The following is an 18,158-nucleotide window of genomic DNA, read 5'->3' on the forward strand; positions in this document are numbered from 1 at the left end:
TGGGAGGGAAGTAGCTCGATGACAATTGTTGTTACCCTTAGCTCAGAATTAGAAGCACTACTGCGTGAATATGCTGCTCAGCGAGGTCAAGATGTTAGCTTGGTTGCGTCCGAATTGCTGGCTAGTGTCTTAGAGTCGGAGGTGGAAGATTCACAGGAGGCTATCAAGGGCATTCAAAAAGGACTGAATGATTTCCAGGCAGGTCGATTTCGGTCTTTCGCTGAGTTTGCCCAAGAGCAGCGTCGCCAGTATAACCTGCCAGTCGATTCATGAAATACCCTATTGAAATTTCCAGTGTGGCCGAGGCGGAAGCCGACAGCGCCTTCCTACGTTTATCCCAAGTCACATCTACCACCCAGGCAAGCCAATGGTATGCTGGATTGCTACAAGCAATCGAATCTCTATCGCAATTTCCAAAACGTTGTCCTCTAGCAAGAGAGAATAAGTATTTCAGTCAAGAAATACGACAATTACTCTACGGTCGGGGACGTAATTCATATCGAATTCTTTTTACCATTTTGGAAGAGCAAGAACGAGCGACCGTTCGCATTCTACACATCCGGCACGCATCACAGCAAACCTTAGGTGAAGAACTAGGCTGATGCCAATATGGTCGTAGCGATCGTCGCTTTTGTAGCTTTTGTAGGTTGGGTTGAAGAATGAAACCCAACATAATTCCCCTCAACACAACGTCTTCTCCTCAAGAGCGAGGTTTTCTCTCTTGCAAAGAGAAACTAAAATTTAATTGGTGTGGCGGTCTGATGTTGTTGGGTTTCCGTTCCTATACCCAACCTACGATTGAATTGAGGTGGTGAGTGCGTACGCTTATCCTCTGTTGCGGATAACATACATTGAGCCATGCGATCGTGCTATACTAAGTAAAAAAATATAATCAAAAAAACGTAATTAATCATGACAGCAAATAGCACTATAGAAAATAGACTCATAGAAAAGCTTAAAAAACTCTCCCTTGAACAAATCCAACAAGTATAAAATTTGATTGATGCCCTTAGTCAAGATAATACAGAGCGAAAATTAACTGTTGTATCGACTAAACTTTCTGAATCTGTCTTTGCTAAAATTTGGGATAATCCTGAAGATGCCGAGTATGACAACCTATAATTTTGGGGATATTATTCTCGTCCCTTTTCCCTTTACTGACCAAACTACTATCAAAAAAAGACCAACCGTTATCATAAGCTCAAACACTTATAGCAATTCTACGACTTGTGAGGTACAAATTTCTGAGGTGCGACCCGTGGCGAATTTAATTCGCCTACGGAAAGCGCACCTAAGTTTTTAGGGAGCAGGGAGCAGGGAGCAGGGAGCAGGGAGCAGGGAGCAGCGGATATGGGAAAAGGTAAGAGGGAAGAGGTAAAAAATAATGTGTACCTCATAGCTAAGAGAAACGCTATATAATTTCAGGTTAAGGAGAAGGTTCAATTGGCACAAAATTAATTTCTACCTTATATCCAACAGCCTGAGCATAGTCTTCGATCGTCGAGAGCTTGGGAGAATAAGATGAATTAACATTCTCTAAACGGGAAATATTGCTCTTTTGTGTATTTAGAATTTTTGCCAACTCTTCTTGAGTTAAACCGGCTTTTTTCCTTAGGTCAATAAGTTTCTTTCTAAGATCGTAAGCTACGGCCAGAGCTTCATACTCTTTTTTAACTTCACTATTAACTAGAGCTTTTTCTTTAAACTTGGCAAAGGTTGGACGGCTCACTTTTTTATCTCCTTCATCCGTTTTTTGGCCAGATCTAATTCTTTTTTTGGTGTTTTTTGCGACTTTTTAATAAAGGAATGCAGAATAATTACTTCTCTTCCTTTGATCATACAGTAAAGAGAGCGACCAATACCTTCTTTACCTTTTGATCTTATTTCAAAAAGTCCGCCACCCATTGAAGCTGTGTATGGTATAGCAGTCGCCAGGGCAGTTAGGACATGACAAAAGTCTCACACCCTTTGTAAGCGCAAGAGTGTGACTTCTGACTTCTGACTTCTGACTTCTGCTATACTAAGAGCATCCGTTAGGATCGGAAGGTAAATTAACCGACAATGCAGACCTTACCTTAAAGATGGCATCCTACTCCCTTAACTTGCCGCTTTAACTTCAGCCAAGTTGTAGAACAATGTGCTTTGCGTCAAGGCATTCCCCTCAACGACTTTATTTTATGGGCAGTGGCTGAAAAAGTTGCCGAAATCAAGCATCAATTCCATGACCCAAGCTTTCCCCACATTACTTATCGTCAAGGAGCCAGTGGTCACCCCGTCTCAGTCATTCGTGGGACAGGGATTCGAGTCCAGACAATTGCGATCGCCACCCACCAATGGGGAATGTCTCCCAACCAGCTGGCCGAGGAATATGGGTTAACTGAAACTCAAATTAACGACGCACTAGGGTTTTACACCGCACATCAAACCGAAATTGACAGCGCGATCGTAGCTGAACAAGAGAGCGAAGTAGCCAATGTCTAAACTGCGGCAACACCAAAGATGCGGACACGTCTATCAAAGCCTTACAATCAGCCCTAACCGTTCGTGGTCATGATGTTACTCGGACTCCCAATGAATGGATAGCCAAAGATGCAAGTGATGAAACCCAACTTTTGAAGGCAACGGCTCAAGGGCGATGTATTTTTACATTCAACATCAAAGATTTCTCCGCTTTAGCCATACAATACCCAGAACATCATGGCATTATTCTGGCGGCTCAAAGCAGATGGAACTTATCCGACCTTATTAAGGCACTCGAGCGTTTTCTTTTAGAGACTCAATCAGAAGATTGCTTAGGGCAAGTTCGTTGGTTGAATCAATATCGCCCTATTAGCCGTGATGATTAATGGTGAGTACATTAAGGGGAATATATATGGTTAATCACTTATTGGAAAAGCACGAAAAGGGAGAGAGAAATTTATGAACAATATTTCTATTGAAGAAATTGAACAAAAAATTGAAGTAGGAGAAGAAGTTATAGACCGCTATTTTGACTCCACAACAACAAGAGTCGGAACACGCCGTCAGATGACTTCAAGAAGAAGACAGGATATAGAAACCAAAAAGGTGGAAATTCCTAGCCCTATGCTTACTGAACTTGATACAATGGCAAAAGAACTCAACATTAGCAGATCTGCTGTGATTAAAATGATGCTAAGACGCGCCCTTGATGAACATTATCTTGCTCAGAAGCAGATGAAATCAGAAATTTAGTGCGATCGCCGCTCTTGTAGTACGATAGTGTTTGGAAGGCGCGAGCTATAGCGTTTCGGAGCATTTTGGTTATGCACAAAATAGAAATTATCCACCGATTACTCTTTGTTGGGTCTTTCAACGATAGAATAGACAGCCAAAAAAATATCTAGATAAAAACAACAATGAAATCCATAAACGACTATAAAATTATTTTACGTCCCGATGACAATGGAACTTTTGTCGCTTATATTCCAGCGATTAAAGGATGTCATGCCTGGGGAGAAACTCCTGAAGCAGCCCTATCCGAATTAAATCCTGTTTTTGAGATGATTCAAGAAGAATACCTCGAAGAAGGCAAAAATTTACCTGATGATGTCGAGGTAACTGTTTCTCATGCCAGCTAAAGCTAAAACCGTGAGAAAAAGTTGCTAAACAATTAGGCTTTCATAAAGTTCGTCAAAAAGGAACTCATGCCCGTTGGAAGCATCCGGATGGACGGTCAACCACTATTCCTGTTCATGGTAATGCTGAGATGGGAGGTTGGTTATTTCGAGAAATACTCAAGCAGTTAGGAATTAGTGATCAGGAATTTTATCAACTCAAATAAGTGCGATCGCCCGTAGATTTTATTGACAAATAAAATAGGTAAATTTCGGTTACCTTTATAGTGTATAAAACTCTGACTATCTCAAAATGAAAGCAATTACGAGCAATCAAGCAAAACACCAATTAGATGAACTTATTGATCGGGTCATTCTTGACGTAGAACCGACTATATTATGTAATGATCAAGGAAAACAAGCTGTTTTAATGTCTTTAGATGAATTTAACTCTTGGCGAGAAACACTATATTTATTATCCCACCCTGCCAATGCCGAACATCTATTAGAATCTATTGGACAAGCTAAATCAGGAAAAAAATCAATTAAACAATTAATTGATGAATGAAAATCACTTTTACCGAAGCATCATGGTCTGACTATATTTGGCTACAAGAGAATGATAAAAGGCTATTAAAAAGAGTTAATTTACTGGTTTACGAGGACCTCAATTCATCAGGTTGACTCAAAGGGGGGATAATGTTGAGGCACGAAACCCAACAATCACGGGCTTTTGCTTACCTAACTGACGCTGCACTGGACGGACTGGCGATCGCTTAGTTCGTAACCGTTAGATACCTGCCGCCAGTGAGCTTGAACGTTAGAGTGCCTCACCTCGATTAACTCATAAATTTCTGGAGGATGGGGCTGGCGCACCACGCAGCATCCCTTCTGTACTCAAATCCTCGTCTATGTCGCTCCAGTGGATCCCATAACCACCACCGCAAACTTCCCAATTTGAACGTTGATCGGGTGTGGCGTTAAGTAGCCTTGGGTACCAAACTAGAGGTACGGTAATTTTCCGCCCATCCATTAAATCAACACTAATGGTTTCTTCAGTAAAGTAGACATTCTTAACTCTCTCATCCGCTCGAATTGCCAAAATACCCATACCAAGCCTCTAATAGATTTTTCTGATTTTCCTGGACTATCCCTTGCAATTTCCGAATTTCCTTAGCACTGAAACCAACATTGCTAGCTAGACTGACTGGTTCCAGCTAGAATTTAGCAGATGAAGCATCACGGTCAATATGGATGTGCGGCGGTTCATTCGGCTCATGACTATAAAAGTAGAAACGATTTGGACCGATCCGTAAAATTGTTGGCATAATGGAATAATTCTAACACTATGCTGGTTACCATGTCTTGAACTTTGGCTTGCAGCACGATCAAGTCGTCTGGTAGTGCGTTCGCGTAGCGTGACCTACGGTCAATCGCTTTTAGCGGAAGCTGAGGCCTTTCGGCCACGCTTTGCGAACGCTTCATCGCGTAGCGTGGCCTACGGCCAATCGCTCTTGTAGGGTGCGTTCGATTACACAAGAGCTATCAAGACATTTATTGACAAAATATCACAGAACGCACCATCCCTTACTGGGCTTCATTCAAAGTTAAATTTTCATTTTTAACTTTGAATTAATCCCTGAATCTTGCTAATAATTCCTCACGGGATAGCTGAGATAACTGTAAAATTAAAGCGGAAAATTCTTGATTAGATAAGGACAGCATTGGTTCAATAATACCTCTAAGTTGGTCATCAATAGAATTAAACCGAACTCTCAACAAGTTTTCGATAATCGCAGTGCGCTCCATCCTCAGACCCTGCTGCATACCTTGTTGTATACCCTGCTCTATACCTGACTGAGTAGCAGCTTCTAATTTTTCTAATAAAAGTGGTGATAACCGCATAATTAACTCCCTGTCTTGCTGTTCTAATTCTGTACTTACTTCCAAGTTACTACGCAGAGAAGATAACAACAATAAAGTATTTTCCCGAAATTGATTTGTTTCTGGCAGTGCTTCTAATTCATCAATGGCCTGTTGTTGGACCCTGCCTCTGCCTAACATTCTCAACCATAGTGTGTCTAAGGTCTTTGGTAATTTATGTATTACGACTAATCCAGTCCTTAGGAAAGAGGGTAACAAATAAATCCCCTCACCCCAATGGTCCGGATCACTCTTAGCACCAAAGCCTTCTAATATTGCAGATGATGCTGTCGGGGTCAAAATCCATAATTTTGGGTAATTCTCTTCATTGAGGCGAGTATTCTCTCGATTCCCTTGACGAATAAAATCTGTGTGTACCTCTAATAATTTCAGGAGGCAAGTCCGAATTTCGTTAATAGTAACCGGATTTCTAAAGGGTTCAAACAAACAAGGCGTTGTAGCTAATTTCCCTAATAATCCTAAGGCTTCTGGGGAAGTTTGTGCTTGATTGGCCGGGGCAAAAAATACATCGACTTGTCGGATTTCGCTGCGGATTTCTAGGGGAGCCTGACATTCTCCAAATTGTGATAACAATTCTTCTAAATAATCTTTGGCAAATTGGTCGTGGATAAATCGGGTCATTAGATAAATATGTAGGGTGGGCACTTGTGCGATCATCTGTGATAAAATCTTAGATTTACAAACACAAGTGCCCACCATTATAGGTTTGAATTGGTAAGCATTGTTGTTGGCCAATATCGGTCGATCGCGATCAATATTTCCATCAATGCTCAATCTGAAACCTACTCATTAGGTGGATGCGGTGCCTACTTCAATCCAAATTGCTCTTGCTTCAACCAGATTCTCATTGTTCAAGCGCAGCGCTTGAATAATGAGGTACACAAGATTTTTTCCCTCTTGCCTCTTGCCTCTTGCCTCTTGCCTCTTCTCTGTTCCCTGTTCCCAGATCCGCTGTTCCCTAAAACCCAAAAACTTGTACCTCACCTAATTGAAAAACGCTATACTGTTGCTCGGCCCACTGGTGTTATTCCAGCAATATGAGTTCCACCATTGTTCCAAATGAAATGGTCGTTCCCAAAATTGATTTCGTGGATTATAGAGTGCAACATACTGCCCTGTCTGTGGATCAACTGCGTAGATTTTGCTCCCTTTGAATTCATTACAGCGATAACAGGAAGCAGCTAAATTTTCTCGATTGTCTGTTCCACGTTGTGAGCGAGGCCAGATGTGCTCCATGACTAGTGGTGTACCAGTCAACTGGGAAGAGGTTTTACAATATTCACAGCGAAAATTGGCTTCTTGAATTACGCGCCGTCGTAATTCAACAGATATGGTCATAGAATCACAGGTAAATCAATAAGTGCAGGAATCCGATGCCCTTTCCAACGTAGAACAGACCAGGCATAAGCTTTCCGCAGCATGAGACGATCGGCTGCTTGTCGCAACTCGGCGAGTTCGAGCCGTTCCTCCGGTGTCAGTTTCTCATCCTGATGTTTGTCTAGCAACTCAACACAGCGATGATGCTGATCAGGGTCTATTTCTGCTTGAGCAATGGTGAGTAGCTGTTCAGTATCTAGTATCTGAAGCTGTAATAACTCTGCTTGCATTTCTAAAGGTGCATTATCAACCGAAGGTGGCAAATTGCTAACTACACAATGCAGCTGCAAGTGTCTCTACACTTTGCTGCGTAGCTTTGGCAATTCGTGCCAGTTGGTGGAAGATGGGACGGCAGCAGATCGATCGTGATTTGTTGAGTTGTCATGTTCAATGGCTACTGGCTAGATACTGCGGTTATTGTAGCGAGTTTTTTCATCGTGCATCAAACACTTCAGGAAGCTAGGTGTGATCGCTGATGTAGGTTGGGTTGAAGAATGAAACCCAACATAATTCCCCTCAACACAACGTCTTCTCCTCCAGAGCCGGGTATCTGCTCTAACAAAATAGAACCTACAATTTAATTGGTGTGGCGGTCTGATGTTGTTGGGTTTCCGTTCCTATACCCAACCTACGATTGAATTGAGGTGGTGAGTGCGATCGCATCATCGATGGCGTACGGGTGGGGATTGCGTACACTGATGGGGATTGGTTAAAATTAAGAGGTTACTTATTGTCGGTGAGTAAAACCGTTTGCGCGTCTGACAAAGAAAAGAAAATAATTTCTCTTGGTGCGCATTCACGCTTGTCGGGAAACCCGACCGGGGTCGCACCGCTGAGAGTATCGGAGGGCGAAAATAGGGTTTCCATGATGAAAATTACATATACATATTGGAAAGAAGCGGATGGGATGTTCTTGGGCTATTTGAATGAATTTCCAGATCATTGGACACAAGGGGTTGATCTAGAAGAATTAAAAGATAATTTAGCTGTACTCTATAGAACATTTACTAGTGAAGAAATTCCCGGAATTAAGAGAGTCGCAGAACTTGAGGTTGCATGAAAAGACGCGATTTAATTGCCTACTTATAAAAATCCGGTTGCTATTTGATTCGACATGGTGGGAAACACGATATTTACCATAACCCAAATAATGGACAAACGGAACCAATTCCAAGGCATCGAGAAATTAATGAGCGATTGGCTAAAAAGATTATCAAAAGCAAAACTCCAAGAAAATTAAATGCGAATAAAATAGCGCGAGCGGGTGGGAAGGGTGATCTCTGTTGTCGGTTGGGTTGAGTGCGTACGCTCTTGTAGGGTGCGTTCGATTACACTAGATCTATCAAGACATTGTTACTATCGCTTTGGTAGAGCTAATCTAATAAAAACGACAGTGGACGACTCATATTCTGAGCAAAGCCAAGGAGACCGCCATCGCGGTATTCGTAGAGTAATTTCCCCTGTGAATCGAATAAGAAGGTTCCCCCTCGCTGGGTCAGATAAGCCCCATTGGGTACATAAGTATTCCAGTGGCTTAAAACCTCTGTCATATTCCGCAGCCGCAGGGTTGCCAATTCAAAGGGTCTTTGAAAACCTTTGCCACCAGCCAGCCTGAAGAATGACCCCTTGATAGGGGGAAGTGGTATACCTCGCACAACCTCCTCATCATCGAGCAACTGCGGAGCCTGACTATCGCCCCAATAGCCTCGAAATACTTCAGCTAGAGTGCCAGGACTACCAATACCCGCACACATCAGCAGCAGATTCAAGTAGGCATTTAGGGTTATTGAGAGCCCTGGTAGCTTGAGCGATAGTCCTGGATAAAGATTAAGCTGGTGGTGCAGCTGTGCATTGGGACAGACAAACAGCCAATCCCCAGAAAACCCCGTATAGTTGCAGAATCGCTTACCAAAAATTTTGGGTTTAAAGCCCCGTCCTTATAGGACGGCTTTCTTTTTAAGTTAAAACTTGACAGTTTTCGCACTGCGTGTTATTATAAAAGCATAAACAAAAAATAAAAAACTAGATAAATACTATCTAATGATAAGTAGACAACGTAAAAAATATGTATCAGATACATATTGCGTAATTTGGTCTAACGACTTAAACGTCTATGAAAAAAATTAGATTAAAAAAGTATCTATCTATATATAAAAAAAAGGTACGGTGGGGCACACCGAAACCTAGGTTATAAACCAAATACGCTTGTGGAGAGGCGACCTCTATTTTTCCTGGCTCCGGCCTGGTTAAACAAGTAACCCCATTGAAGCAAGAATCCCCGTCCTTCCAGGGCGGGGAGTGTCAACAGAATCGCGATTGCCAATACCAACAGCTCGTATTACTATACCCTCGCCCTGTAACCTTTTTGCTTCCCGTTGCAGCCACCAAGCGTATTCGAGACTGTCGAAATCTCCAAGTTGGGGCCAGACAAGTACCAGCTGGCGGGTGGCTGACTCACAACCGCTCAGAAGTGGCAGGATGACTCCATCACTTACCCGCTGGCACTGGGTCTGATTTAAGATTGTGTAAGGATTCATGTTCAACCGGTTGTTTTAAGGGGAATGTGGTATTAAAAGTAAAGCACGCTTCGACATTGGTTTGAGCTTTGCGATGAAGCGTTCGCGTAGCGTGGCCTACGGCCTCAGCTTCCGCGCTTATGCGATCGCTTCTTCTATAATTTGTTGAATTGCTGCTAAATCAGGAGGCTGTTGGTGGCTCTCCATTCCCAGCCAAAGCAGATACTCAATATTACCACCAGGTCTACTCAAATTGCTGCCTCAATTAAAGGTATTTATCTGCCTTGATCGTAAATTCGGGACTTACTTCAAAGTACCATCGAGTTGAGCCTGGTACGATCGCCGATCAACTGAATGAGTGAGCGAACCATAACGGATCTTATTTCGTGCTTAAAGGGTATATGTGAGCGAACGGGCTTTGAATATAATGGACATTGGGTATCAAGGGAATAGATAGCTATCCACCAGGGATAGGAGGTTTAATATGGTGTCAGCACCTACTGAAGAACCAGCAATCATTCGGACAGAGCGGGGATTGACAATCGCAGGTACACGCATCACTCTTTACGACGTGATGGATTACCTGAAGGCTCAGTATCCACAACAGTTGATCTGTGAAAAACTAAGTCTTAATAATCATCAGATTCGTTCAGCGCTAGCCTACATTGAAACTCATCATGTTGAGTTTGAAGCGGAATACCAAGAATGTCTCCAAACAGCAAAGGAAATTCGGCAATATTGGGAAGAGCGAAATCGAGAACGATTTGCCAAGATCGCAGCAATGCCTCCGAAGCCAGGTCAGGAAGCCCTCCGTGCAAAACTCCAAGCATGGAAAGCGCGAATTGAAGCCCAGGCATAGCCATGAACTTTCTGATTGACTACAATTTAACTGGCGATGCTGTTCTATTTTGGGGAACACTATCGGCTGAAGGATGGCTGGAACTATTACCTATTCGCTTCTTTACATTTCAGGACGCTGACTTGCCAATGGATAGTAGCGATCGCGCTGTTTGGCACTTTGCTCAGAGCAACCAAATGATCCTGATTACCGCTAACCGAAATATGATAGGAGTTGACTCTCTAGAGCAAACAATTCGTGAGGACAATACACCAACTTCGTTACCAATTCTGACAATTGGTAACCCAGATCGACTTGACGAAAGTAGTTATCGGCAAAAATGCGCTACCCGATTGATTGAAGGCAACCCAACACCTCAGAACTTTGACCCATGATGTCCTGGAAGGCAAAAATTTACCTGATGATGTCGAAGTAACAGTTTCTCATGCCAGCATTAGCTAAAACCTTAGTGACTAAACTTTCTGAATCGGTCTTTGCTAAAATTTGGGATAATCCTGAAGATGCCGAGTATGATAACCTATAATTATCACTTATAATTTTGGTGATATTATTCAGTTATACGTGCTGTTTTACTTAACCGGAAAGAAGCGATTGATTAGTACAACAAAATTTGGTAATAACGGAGAAGTTAACTCATCCTGATCAAATAAGGTAGCAACTAGAGTTAATTTTACCTTGTCTCGGCGATATACCTCTACTTGCTTACGAAAACGATCGACAATCCAATATTCTTTTACTCCTTGAATTGAATATAATTTGACTTTCACTTCCCGGTCGCGTTTTTCATTTTCTTTACCAAAAGAAATTACTTCCACCACTAATTCTGGTGCTGCGGTAAGATGTCCAGCTTCATCTTCTATTTGAGCTAATCTTTCTTGGCTTACCCACACTACATCAGGAATCACATTATCGGCATCTGAGAAGATAATTCCGGGAGTAATAATAGTTTCACCATTACCTGTTGATTCTGACCAATTATTCAAATAACTAAAAATTCTGCCACAAACTTGTTGATGTCGTCGGTGAGGCGTTCGAGTCACAAATAATTCTCCTTCAATTATTTCGTATATTGTCCCTTCAGAGTGAGGCAATAGTTCTAAATCATCGATTATCCAACTGACTCGATCAATCGTTTCAGTCATACCAATTCTCCTAATTTAATATGTATTAATTTTATCAAAATGCAGATAAGCTAATATCATGTCGGGATAATTACCCTTAATAAAAATCTCCGCCATCTCCCCATCTCCCCACACTTCCCACCCTCCCCACACTTCCCACCCTCCCCACACTTCCCACCCTCCCTCTAATTATGGGTATTCAACCTGACTTGATATAATCCCTCATCCTGAGGGGGAGGGTGTTGCGCCACCCTTAAGTCATTCATCACCTCATTCACCCCCTTAATCGCCTTCCGCACTTGACAACGTGTCGGTATGGTGGGGTTCATAGCTCGAACTGTTCTGGATCTATGCCCTTTGCTTTTAATTGCGATCGCAAGGCTTGCAACGAAGCTTCTGCCTGTTCTGCCCGTTGTGATGCCTGTTGTTTTTCCAGCCTTTCGAGCTCTAAAGCTTCCTCCGCTTGCTCTAAAGCTTCTTCCGCTTGCTCTGCCCGTTGGCGTTCCTGTTCTTTTGCCAGCCTTTCGAGCTCTGCTTGTTGTTGAGCGAGATCTTTGAGCTCAATAATTTCCAAATAAGTAGCAAAACGTTCACCATTGGGATAATACAGCACCAATTGAGATGCTACTAACTCAAACCTAATTCCTAAACGGGGACTAACCCAACCTGGCATCTGGGGGATGGGTTCTAGTTTTTCGGCTGAACGCAACCAGCCTTTTAGTTTTGTCCGATTTGGATCATACAGATAGTACTCTTCTACTCCATGGGTCTGGTAAAACTTGAGTTTATCCTCTTCTAATTCCTTGATGGTGTTCGTTTCTGATGCTATTTCAAAGGTCACCTGGGGATTAAGGTTATCTTCAACCCAGGTTTTGTAGGAACGCCGATGCCCTTTGGGTCTACCTACAACCACCATCACATCGGGGGCTTGGTTGATTTTAGGTTGTCCTTGTTCTGGATACCACAACAAATCCCCAGCGACGAACACATTCGGGTCATCCTTGAATAGGGCTTCCAGGCCATACTTAATCGTGGTAATTAGTTCAAATTGAAGGGTATTGTCCGCCAAGGGTTTGCCATCACTTTCGGGATAGAAGATGTTATCGGTAGTGGGCGGTCGCTGCTGAACCATAAGGAAAAACCATTACCAGAGCTGATCAGCCTATTTTATCTTATACTCAGATCTTGAACCAAGTTTAAAATTTATCTGTAAAGGTAGGGAACTTCGGATCAGTAAACAGGTAAAAAAACCTGTATACCTCATTACTATGAGAAATGCTATATTAACCCGAAATGACGTTATTTATTGAGAGCATTAATTGCCAATATAGCTGTTGCAAAAGCCATTTTTAGCCTAGGTAATCTGCGGGATTCAGACCACTTTTGCAAAACGTCTAATCAGGGCATCTTCATTCAGGACTGGATGTTATTGCGTGCTTTCTGCTTAATATCAGGAAAAGTGCTGGGGGAGAATTCACCCCATTCAGCCGCTTCTATTCTCGGCTTGAGAAAGGCAGACAGTTGAGCGAGGGCTTCTTCGGAGCTTAGTTCTGGGTTGATGGGCACATCAGGCAGAGAGCGTTCAAGCACATATTCCTTAATCGTTTTGCCGCTCAGGGCTGCGTTCGCGAAGCGGTTCTAAAGGAACATCGCTTTGAGCTTCTGATGCTGTTCTGGGGTAACCAATCCCCACGGCGCTTATGCCGGGGGCTTTTAGTAGCCCTGTACAATATCTGTTAGAGAACAGGATAAGTACGAACCTCCGGGCAGGGTTACACTCTGCCCCAGCATTTTAATCATCATAGAACCATTGAAATCAGCATCTCCAATCCATCCACAAGCACTACACTTGTAGCGTTTTCGGGACCTATAAGACTTGCCTTTTACTGGATGGATATGCAGGCACTTGTGGCACGTTTGAGAGGTATAGCGAGGATTGACGAAGATGACTTCTACCCCAGCTTCTAAAGCCTTGTACCGTATAAATTCTCTAAGCTGATAAAAAGCCCAACTGTTAGACCTTCTTTTTTCGGTCTTAGACCTTGGCTGTAGGTTCGTCCTCTCTCTGATACCTGTCAAATCCTCCAGAGCGATAACTGCTCCTTGAGACTTTGCTGATTCAACAATAGCCTTGCTTACATTATGGTTAACCCAAGTCTGAAAACGTCTTTCTTTGCCTGATAGCCGTTTCTGAAGTTGGCGACATCTGCGTCTACTACTTCTTGTGCCCTTCGAGGCTTTCTGTTGAATTTGTCTTCTTACTCTGGCAAATTTGTCTCTAGTTTCCGTTACTTGCTTGCCAGAAAAACTCAGGTTTTCACTAGTAACAGCGATCTCCGTGCGCCCTAAGTCTACTCCAATAACCTTTTCTCTTTTTTGAGGTAATGGAGCTTTTTCCTTAACTTGGATATGAACATAATACTGACCATCACGATGCTTGCATAGTTGAGCGGAGGTAGGTTGCTTGCCTTTGAGTTTGCCAATTTGGTAGTTACCAATCTGCAAGGTAAATCTCTCTCTGCCACCTACTAAAGTTAAGCTAACAGTTTGATCTTTTTCTCTGTAACTGAAAATTCTGGCATCATAATCAGCACTAGTAGGACTGAAATTTGATACAGGCTTGTTTTTATGTTTAGCTGTTTTTCTGTTTGCAGCCACACGTCCACAAACTCTTACCGCTAAATTAGCGCTTAAGTTATAGGTTTCCCTGATGTATTTGTAAACCTGAGCCTGTATCGTGTTTTTGCTGGTTATGGAGGATTTTACGACAGCATTGGTATAGTTGCAAGCATCCGCAAACCCCTTAAGTGTGGCCTCAATCTTGTCGGCTTGCTGGGGTGTCGGTTGAATCTTGCAAACTATTGTTAATACTGTGGTTTCCATCTCCATAAATTCACATGTGAGTATCTATTGCTATTATACATCAAGATTTTGGATATTCCGGAAGATTTCGCCGCCAACCTCGGGCTTTGTCCGACGCTACGCGAACAAGGGTATTGAACCCATTGACCTGCTTGTCACGCTGCGCGAACGGCTGGCTGCGGGGGATTATCCCCCAGACCCCCTATTTTTGGTGATCTCAATCGAAAGCCTAGGCATGGGAAATCCCTATGTTGTTCTTGAACAACATTTCTGGAATAACAACTTTTGTTGCTTTTACGCAGTCGGGAACAGCGGATCTCGGAACAGGGGATCTCGGAACAGGGCAAAGTGGACAAGAATTGACCCAAAGCCATACAGCGTGGTCTTGGGGGTTCCCCCCACGGGAGTTTAGTTTATCCGAAGACCTTGCTGCATCACTACTCTGTTCTCCCTACTCCCTACTCCATGCTGCCCTCAAGGTAATCCCGGTAAGAGTAGTTATCGACACTAAGAGCCTAACACTAACTAATCTCAGCTCATCCCCCTAGTGGGCAAAGCCTATCCAGAGAGATTCACTTTTTGACTTCCATTAATGGACACAATTGCTCTGAAGCTTATCTGATGGTGGTCTTGAGAGGATTACACCTAGAGTTTTAGAGGAATGCGATCGCTTTTAGCGTGGCCTACGGCCAATCGCGTAGCGTGACCTGCATGTCAATCGCAAAAATAAACCCAAATTACACATGGGTACAGTTTCCCGGAAGCAATTGCTGTAACCCGAATTTAAAAAGGGTTTTATGGGTTGTTAACCCCATTAGTATGGAGGAATTTAAGTTAAATGCGATCGCTTTTAGCGGAAGCTTCGCTTCATCGCATAGACTTTTGCTCAAAACTCAGCTGCGAACCTAGGGCTGGTAGCCCACTGAAAAGTGGAAACCATTCTCTTGTAGTGAATTTCCCCGGTTGTTGACCTCAATCAAGGGGATACCATAGTCTAGGCGCAAATCTAAACCAGAGATAATCTGCGATCGCAAACCTACTCCCAAGCTAGCAATGGTGGCGGGGTCAGGGTCAGGATCTAGATTATTCCAAGCTGTACCGATTTCAAAAAAAGGGGCTAGTTGTAGCCTGGTGGGGTCTGAGGTGAGAGGGATGCGGAGTTGTACGGAACCCAAGATACCGTTATCAGCAACCAGTTGGTTTTGTCGATAGCCTTTGATAGTATCCACGCCACCGATACTGAAACGTTCTAGGGAGAGCAAAGAATCTGGGGTTAACTGAGCATTAATTTGTGTGATCAGCGTCGTTCTCGGTGACAACTGTTGTACCAATTGGAATTGTCCCAACCAGCTAAAGAATCCCCCGTCAGTCCCACTATTGTTGATAGTTGCATCAAAGGCACCTAACCCAAAACTAAACTGAGAGCGAGCAGCTAATATCCGACTAGGGCTACTACGGTCTATCCAATCTTGAGAAAATCGCAATACCGTTACCTTGGATTCGCCGTCTTCTGGACCAACTGAGAAAGAAAAGGGTTCCCCGAGTAAAAAGGTTTGACTGCGACGCAAGTCTAGGGCTAAACTCAGAGCAAATTCAGTTTCTGGGGAGCGGAATATCGGTTGGCGAAAACTAACAGAAAAGGTGCGAGTTTCGCTTTCGATATCAAACTCCTCAAATTCATCTTCGATAATGCCGCTGTCGCTGTTGTTGTAGCGTACACTGAGGGTGCCATTGTAGGGATTGACGGGGATAGAATAGTTGATATCGTAGAGGTCTAGCCCTTCGGTAAAGCTGTATTGAGTGCTGAAGCGATCGCCAAAACCCAAAAGATTATCATGGGCAACAAACAGCCTGGTTTGTAGTGAACCAATGCTGGGAGATTGGTTGTTGGCGGTAGAAATACCAGCGTGAAAGGCAGACGCTTCTTTGAGTTTGACTTGCAAAATATTGCTACCAGAGCCGCTTCCTGCAGTTAACTCGGCATCCACTTGATTGAGTAAGGGGTCAAGTTGCAGCAGTTTCAGGGCTTCTTCTAAGCGGCTTCGGTTTAATGGTGGGTGAGTGGCTAGTTCAAGGCGACTGCGCACATATCCTTCCCGCAGACGGTTTAATCCCTCCAGTTCAATCCGTTCTAAGTCACCCTCAACCACCTGGATTTTCACAACACCTTTGCTAAAGTCTTGGACGGGCAAAAATGCGCCAGAGGTGATGTAACCATTTTTAATGTAGAGCTCAGTAATGGCAGAACGCAGTTGAAGCAACTCCTCAAACCTTACTTCACGGTTCTCATATGGTTTTTTTTTATCTGCAATTTCGTCTTGCAAAACCGTATTTCCCAACACCTCTACTTCTGTGACGAAGAATGGCACACTGGGTGGAATTGTAACTTCAGGGAGTTGGGGAGAGGAAGGAATTCCCAGGTTTGGCTGAGGTTGTGATGCTGGAGATTCTTCACGAACAGGAGGAGGTAAATCGGATGGCTTGGGAATGGTTTCCTCAATCCTCTCAGGGGTGGTGGGGGGAAGGTTCACTCCTGGGGGTGGAGTAGACTGAGCCACTGCTCCCATAGTTAGGCTCACGATGGGAATAATACTAGAGCCTGAAATTAGAATAATCGATTTCAGTATAAGATACATACTTTCAGCTTTGTTAGCATTGCTGAATCTTCGGATGAATAGGAGTGGGGTGGGCATCCTGCTTGCTCGGGAATGAAACAGGCAAGATGCCTGCTCGCAAATGAAACAGGCAAGATGCCTGCCTGGTCGCAAATGAAACAGGCAAGATGCCTGTTCTACAGCCAAATGCCTATTCCACAACACTATTAAAATCATCCCGTATTTATAGCACTACGCATTAAGGTGTTTGAAATTGATACAAGCTAAAAAGCGGTTGTAGTCAACTTTTGTATGCATGGCTCTTGCCTTGGGCGTAGCGCTATATCTAACCAAATGCTTCCCCCAACCCCCAGAGGCTGAGGGTGTTTTTGGAAAGAGTCTTAAACAAAGTTAAAGTCCGCAGAGGTCACGACATTAGTGGTGTCTTCTACCACACCGATAAGATCGTTCTTATAGTAAATCAAGGTATCCTTTGCACTGCTGCCAGACCAGTTTTGGAAGCTCAGTGAGTAGTCACTGGCACTACCATAAACCTCGAACTTATCTCCCTCAGACCAGTAGAAGTCGGTAATTGTGGCATAGCCCGAGCCTAGATAGAATGCCCCAAAGGCATTCCCCAAAACAAATGTATCTGCTCCATCATAAGAACCTTGAACACCAGGCTGGGATGAACTGTAGTCTCCGCTTAGGATATCGTATTCTCCGATAGTGCCACCATAACCATTGAGGATGTCATTACCGGAACCCCCGACTAATGTATCGGTGCCCGTTCCTCCAAGTAATGTATCATGGCCAGATTCACCCTTAAGGCTGTCATGGCCGGAACTGCCACTTAAGTAATCGTTCCCAGAGTAACCTAGAAGGGTGTCGTTACCTGAGCCACCATACATATTGTCATTGCCAGTCCAGCCATCCAGATAGTCGTTACCACTCTCACCGTAGAGCTTATCGTTGCCGCTATTACCATATAAATTATCGTGTCCAGAGTAACCTAGAAGGGTGTCGTTACCTGAGCCACCATACATATTGTCATTGCCAGTCCAGCCATCCAGATAGTCGTTACCACCCTCACCGTAGAGCTTATCGTTGCCGCTATTACCATACAAAGTGTCGTTCTTCGGACCGCCAATCAGGGTATCATCGCCCCCATTACCCGTCATTGTCCAAGACTTCCATTTCTTGAATATCCACCAACCTTCCTTGTGTGCTTGAAAGTAATTGTTAGCATTGTTACCGATGTAATTTCCCATGGTTTTTACTCCTGAGAGCATTGAATTGTGTAACTTCAA

The 18,158-nt window shown here is 43.5% G+C and carries 28 protein-coding genes and 6 pseudogenes; 16 read left to right on the forward strand and 18 right to left on the reverse strand.

Going from position 1 to position 18,158, the window contains the following annotated elements:
• Positions 1-18: 18 nt before the first annotated feature.
• From F6K64_RS18955 to F6K64_RS18970, 4 genes are all read left to right on the forward strand, one after another.
• The gene (locus tag F6K64_RS18955; protein ID WP_008189740.1) at positions 19-273 is read left to right on the forward strand and encodes a hypothetical protein; all 255 of its coding nucleotides are present in this window, start codon (positions 19-21) and stop codon (positions 271-273) included.
• Positions 270-602 (forward strand): type II toxin-antitoxin system RelE/ParE family toxin, encoded by a 333-nt coding sequence (locus F6K64_RS18960; RefSeq protein WP_008189742.1) that lies wholly within the window; start codon positions 270-272, stop codon positions 600-602. The genes F6K64_RS18955 and F6K64_RS18960 overlap by 4 nt, the downstream gene beginning before the upstream one ends.
• 57 nt (positions 603-659) lie before the next feature.
• On the forward strand, positions 660-815 hold the full coding sequence (locus F6K64_RS18965; RefSeq protein ID WP_154659948.1) for a hypothetical protein: 156 nt from the start codon (positions 660-662) through the stop codon (positions 813-815).
• Positions 816-996: 181 nt separating this feature from the next.
• Positions 997-1,122, forward strand: a complete 126-nt coding sequence (locus F6K64_RS18970) for a hypothetical protein (RefSeq protein WP_287265996.1) — start codon at positions 997-999, stop codon at positions 1,120-1,122.
• Positions 1,123-1,220: 98 nt separating this feature from the next.
• Here F6K64_RS18970 and F6K64_RS18975 read toward each other — a convergent pair whose 3' ends face one another.
• The 3 genes from F6K64_RS18975 to F6K64_RS18985 are packed head-to-tail and all read right to left on the reverse strand — an operon-like array spanning position 1,221 to position 1,935.
• A complete protein-coding gene (locus tag F6K64_RS18975) occupies positions 1,221-1,397 on the reverse strand; it encodes a hypothetical protein (protein WP_154659949.1) in 177 nt (58 codons plus the stop codon).
• A 29-nt stretch (positions 1,398-1,426) separates the two neighbouring features.
• Entirely contained in the window at positions 1,427-1,729 is a 303-nt protein-coding gene (locus F6K64_RS18980; protein WP_008189746.1) for a helix-turn-helix transcriptional regulator, read from the reverse strand.
• The gene (locus F6K64_RS18985) at positions 1,726-1,935 is read right to left on the reverse strand and encodes a type II toxin-antitoxin system RelE/ParE family toxin (protein WP_334220046.1); all 210 of its coding nucleotides are present in this window, start codon (positions 1,933-1,935) and stop codon (positions 1,726-1,728) included. Before F6K64_RS18985 ends, F6K64_RS18980 begins: the two co-directional genes overlap by 4 nt.
• A gap of 207 nt (positions 1,936-2,142) precedes the next feature.
• On the opposite strand from F6K64_RS18985, the gene F6K64_RS18990 reads away from it, so the two are divergent.
• From F6K64_RS18990 to F6K64_RS38975, 7 genes and pseudogenes are all read left to right on the forward strand, one after another.
• A complete protein-coding gene (locus tag F6K64_RS18990; RefSeq protein WP_287255570.1) occupies positions 2,143-2,481 on the forward strand; it encodes a DUF433 domain-containing protein in 339 nt (112 codons plus the stop codon).
• 98 nt (positions 2,482-2,579) lie between these two features.
• Entirely contained in the window at positions 2,580-2,846 is a 267-nt protein-coding gene (locus F6K64_RS38290; protein WP_229415549.1) for a DUF5615 family PIN-like protein, read from the forward strand.
• 73 nt (positions 2,847-2,919) lie between these two features.
• Entirely contained in the window at positions 2,920-3,213 is a 294-nt protein-coding gene (locus F6K64_RS18995; protein ID WP_287265998.1) for a ribbon-helix-helix protein, CopG family, read from the forward strand.
• 164 nt (positions 3,214-3,377) lie between these two features.
• Positions 3,378-3,599: a type II toxin-antitoxin system HicB family antitoxin gene (locus F6K64_RS19000; protein ID WP_287266000.1), complete on the forward strand. Its 222-nt coding sequence runs from the start codon at positions 3,378-3,380 to the stop codon at positions 3,597-3,599.
• Positions 3,589-3,802 (forward strand): annotated as a pseudogene (locus tag F6K64_RS38970) (type II toxin-antitoxin system HicA family toxin). Before F6K64_RS19000 ends, F6K64_RS38970 begins: the two are co-directional and overlap by 11 nt.
• 86 nt (positions 3,803-3,888) lie before the next feature.
• Positions 3,889-4,143, forward strand: coding sequence for a type II toxin-antitoxin system Phd/YefM family antitoxin (locus F6K64_RS19010; protein WP_008189757.1), 255 nt, complete (start codon positions 3,889-3,891; stop codon positions 4,141-4,143).
• Positions 4,140-4,232: pseudogene (locus tag F6K64_RS38975) on the forward strand (Txe/YoeB family addiction module toxin); the annotation flags it as partial. The gene F6K64_RS19010 and the pseudogene F6K64_RS38975, both read left to right, overlap by 4 nt.
• A 187-nt stretch (positions 4,233-4,419) precedes the next feature.
• On the opposite strand, the gene F6K64_RS19015 reads toward F6K64_RS38975, so the two are convergent.
• The 6 genes and pseudogenes from F6K64_RS19015 to F6K64_RS19040 form a co-directional block, all read right to left on the reverse strand.
• Positions 4,420-4,686: a DUF2442 domain-containing protein gene (locus F6K64_RS19015; RefSeq protein ID WP_008189761.1), complete on the reverse strand. Its 267-nt coding sequence runs from the start codon at positions 4,684-4,686 to the stop codon at positions 4,420-4,422.
• Positions 4,658-4,903 (reverse strand): annotated as a pseudogene (locus tag F6K64_RS19020) (DUF4160 domain-containing protein). Before F6K64_RS19020 ends, F6K64_RS19015 begins: the two are co-directional and overlap by 29 nt.
• Positions 4,904-5,207: 304 nt before the next feature.
• Positions 5,208-6,140 (reverse strand): flagellar assembly protein H, encoded by a 933-nt coding sequence (locus F6K64_RS19025; protein WP_502708048.1) that lies wholly within the window; start codon positions 6,138-6,140, stop codon positions 5,208-5,210.
• 168 nt (positions 6,141-6,308) lie between these two features.
• Positions 6,309-6,503 carry a hypothetical protein gene (locus F6K64_RS19030; protein ID WP_008189766.1) on the reverse strand — a complete coding sequence of 65 codons (195 nt, stop codon included), beginning with the start codon at positions 6,501-6,503 and terminating at the stop codon, positions 6,309-6,311.
• Complete coding sequence (locus F6K64_RS19035) at positions 6,504-6,857, reverse strand: HNH endonuclease (protein WP_008189767.1); 354 nt, start codon at positions 6,855-6,857, stop codon at positions 6,504-6,506.
• Entirely contained in the window at positions 6,854-7,186 is a 333-nt protein-coding gene (locus F6K64_RS19040; RefSeq protein ID WP_287266002.1) for a hypothetical protein, read from the reverse strand. Before F6K64_RS19040 ends, F6K64_RS19035 begins: the two co-directional genes overlap by 4 nt.
• A gap of 578 nt (positions 7,187-7,764) precedes the next feature.
• On the opposite strand from F6K64_RS19040, the gene F6K64_RS38980 reads away from it, so the two are divergent.
• A complete protein-coding gene (locus F6K64_RS38980; protein WP_502708049.1) occupies positions 7,765-7,956 on the forward strand; it encodes a type II toxin-antitoxin system HicB family antitoxin in 192 nt (63 codons plus the stop codon).
• Positions 7,953-8,123: pseudogene (locus F6K64_RS38985) on the forward strand (type II toxin-antitoxin system HicA family toxin); the annotation flags it as partial. The gene F6K64_RS38980 and the pseudogene F6K64_RS38985, both read left to right, overlap by 4 nt.
• Positions 8,124-8,269: 146 nt before the next feature.
• On the opposite strand, the pseudogene F6K64_RS19055 reads toward F6K64_RS38985, so the two are convergent.
• Both F6K64_RS19055 and F6K64_RS19060 read right to left on the reverse strand, forming a co-directional pair.
• Positions 8,270-8,806 (reverse strand): annotated as a pseudogene (locus F6K64_RS19055) (AhpC/TSA family protein); the annotation flags it as partial.
• Positions 8,807-9,202: 396 nt separating this feature from the next.
• Positions 9,203-9,433 (reverse strand): annotated as a pseudogene (locus tag F6K64_RS19060) (hypothetical protein); the annotation flags it as partial.
• A 463-nt stretch (positions 9,434-9,896) separates the two neighbouring features.
• On the opposite strand from F6K64_RS19060, the gene F6K64_RS19065 reads away from it, so the two are divergent.
• Complete coding sequence (locus F6K64_RS19065) at positions 9,897-10,271, forward strand: DUF433 domain-containing protein (RefSeq protein WP_008189779.1); 375 nt, start codon at positions 9,897-9,899, stop codon at positions 10,269-10,271.
• A gap of 2 nt (positions 10,272-10,273) precedes the next feature.
• Entirely contained in the window at positions 10,274-10,645 is a 372-nt protein-coding gene (locus F6K64_RS19070) for a DUF5615 family PIN-like protein (protein ID WP_008189781.1), read from the forward strand.
• Positions 10,646-10,840: 195 nt separating this feature from the next.
• On the opposite strand, the gene F6K64_RS19075 is transcribed toward F6K64_RS19070, so the two are convergent.
• The 5 genes from F6K64_RS19075 to F6K64_RS19095 all read right to left on the reverse strand — a co-directional run bounded on the left by F6K64_RS19075 (position 10,841) and on the right by F6K64_RS19095 (position 14,281).
• On the reverse strand, positions 10,841-11,413 hold the full coding sequence (locus F6K64_RS19075) for a Uma2 family endonuclease (protein ID WP_008189786.1): 573 nt from the start codon (positions 11,411-11,413) through the stop codon (positions 10,841-10,843).
• 15 nt (positions 11,414-11,428) lie between these two features.
• Positions 11,429-11,563, reverse strand: coding sequence for a hypothetical protein (locus F6K64_RS19080; RefSeq protein ID WP_008189788.1), 135 nt, complete (start codon positions 11,561-11,563; stop codon positions 11,429-11,431).
• Between the two features lie 154 nt (positions 11,564-11,717).
• The gene (locus tag F6K64_RS19085; RefSeq protein ID WP_008189790.1) at positions 11,718-12,524 is read right to left on the reverse strand and encodes a Uma2 family endonuclease; all 807 of its coding nucleotides are present in this window, start codon (positions 12,522-12,524) and stop codon (positions 11,718-11,720) included.
• A 281-nt stretch (positions 12,525-12,805) separates the two neighbouring features.
• Positions 12,806-13,009 carry a type II TA system antitoxin, ParD family gene (locus F6K64_RS19090; protein ID WP_267872116.1) on the reverse strand — a complete coding sequence of 68 codons (204 nt, stop codon included), beginning with the start codon at positions 13,007-13,009 and terminating at the stop codon, positions 12,806-12,808.
• 96 nt (positions 13,010-13,105) lie between these two features.
• On the reverse strand, positions 13,106-14,281 hold the full coding sequence (locus tag F6K64_RS19095; RefSeq protein ID WP_008189792.1) for an RNA-guided endonuclease InsQ/TnpB family protein: 1,176 nt from the start codon (positions 14,279-14,281) through the stop codon (positions 13,106-13,108).
• A gap of 230 nt (positions 14,282-14,511) precedes the next feature.
• On the opposite strand from F6K64_RS19095, the gene F6K64_RS19100 reads away from it, so the two are divergent.
• Positions 14,512-14,802 carry a hypothetical protein gene (locus F6K64_RS19100; RefSeq protein ID WP_131826858.1) on the forward strand — a complete coding sequence of 97 codons (291 nt, stop codon included), beginning with the start codon at positions 14,512-14,514 and terminating at the stop codon, positions 14,800-14,802.
• Between the two features lie 357 nt (positions 14,803-15,159).
• Here F6K64_RS19100 and F6K64_RS19105 read toward each other — a convergent pair whose 3' ends face one another.
• Complete coding sequence (locus F6K64_RS19105) at positions 15,160-16,890, reverse strand: ShlB/FhaC/HecB family hemolysin secretion/activation protein (protein WP_287295244.1); 1,731 nt, start codon at positions 16,888-16,890, stop codon at positions 15,160-15,162.
• A gap of 359 nt (positions 16,891-17,249) precedes the next feature.
• Positions 17,250-18,119, reverse strand: coding sequence for a calcium-binding protein (locus F6K64_RS19110; RefSeq protein ID WP_052308483.1), 870 nt, complete (start codon positions 18,117-18,119; stop codon positions 17,250-17,252).
• Between the last annotated feature and the right edge of the window lie 39 nt (positions 18,120-18,158).

The sequence above is a fragment of the Moorena sp. SIO3A2 genome, from assembly GCF_010672265.1.
In the GTDB taxonomy this organism is placed as follows: Bacteria; Cyanobacteriota; Cyanobacteriia; order Cyanobacteriales; family Coleofasciculaceae; genus Moorena; species Moorena producens.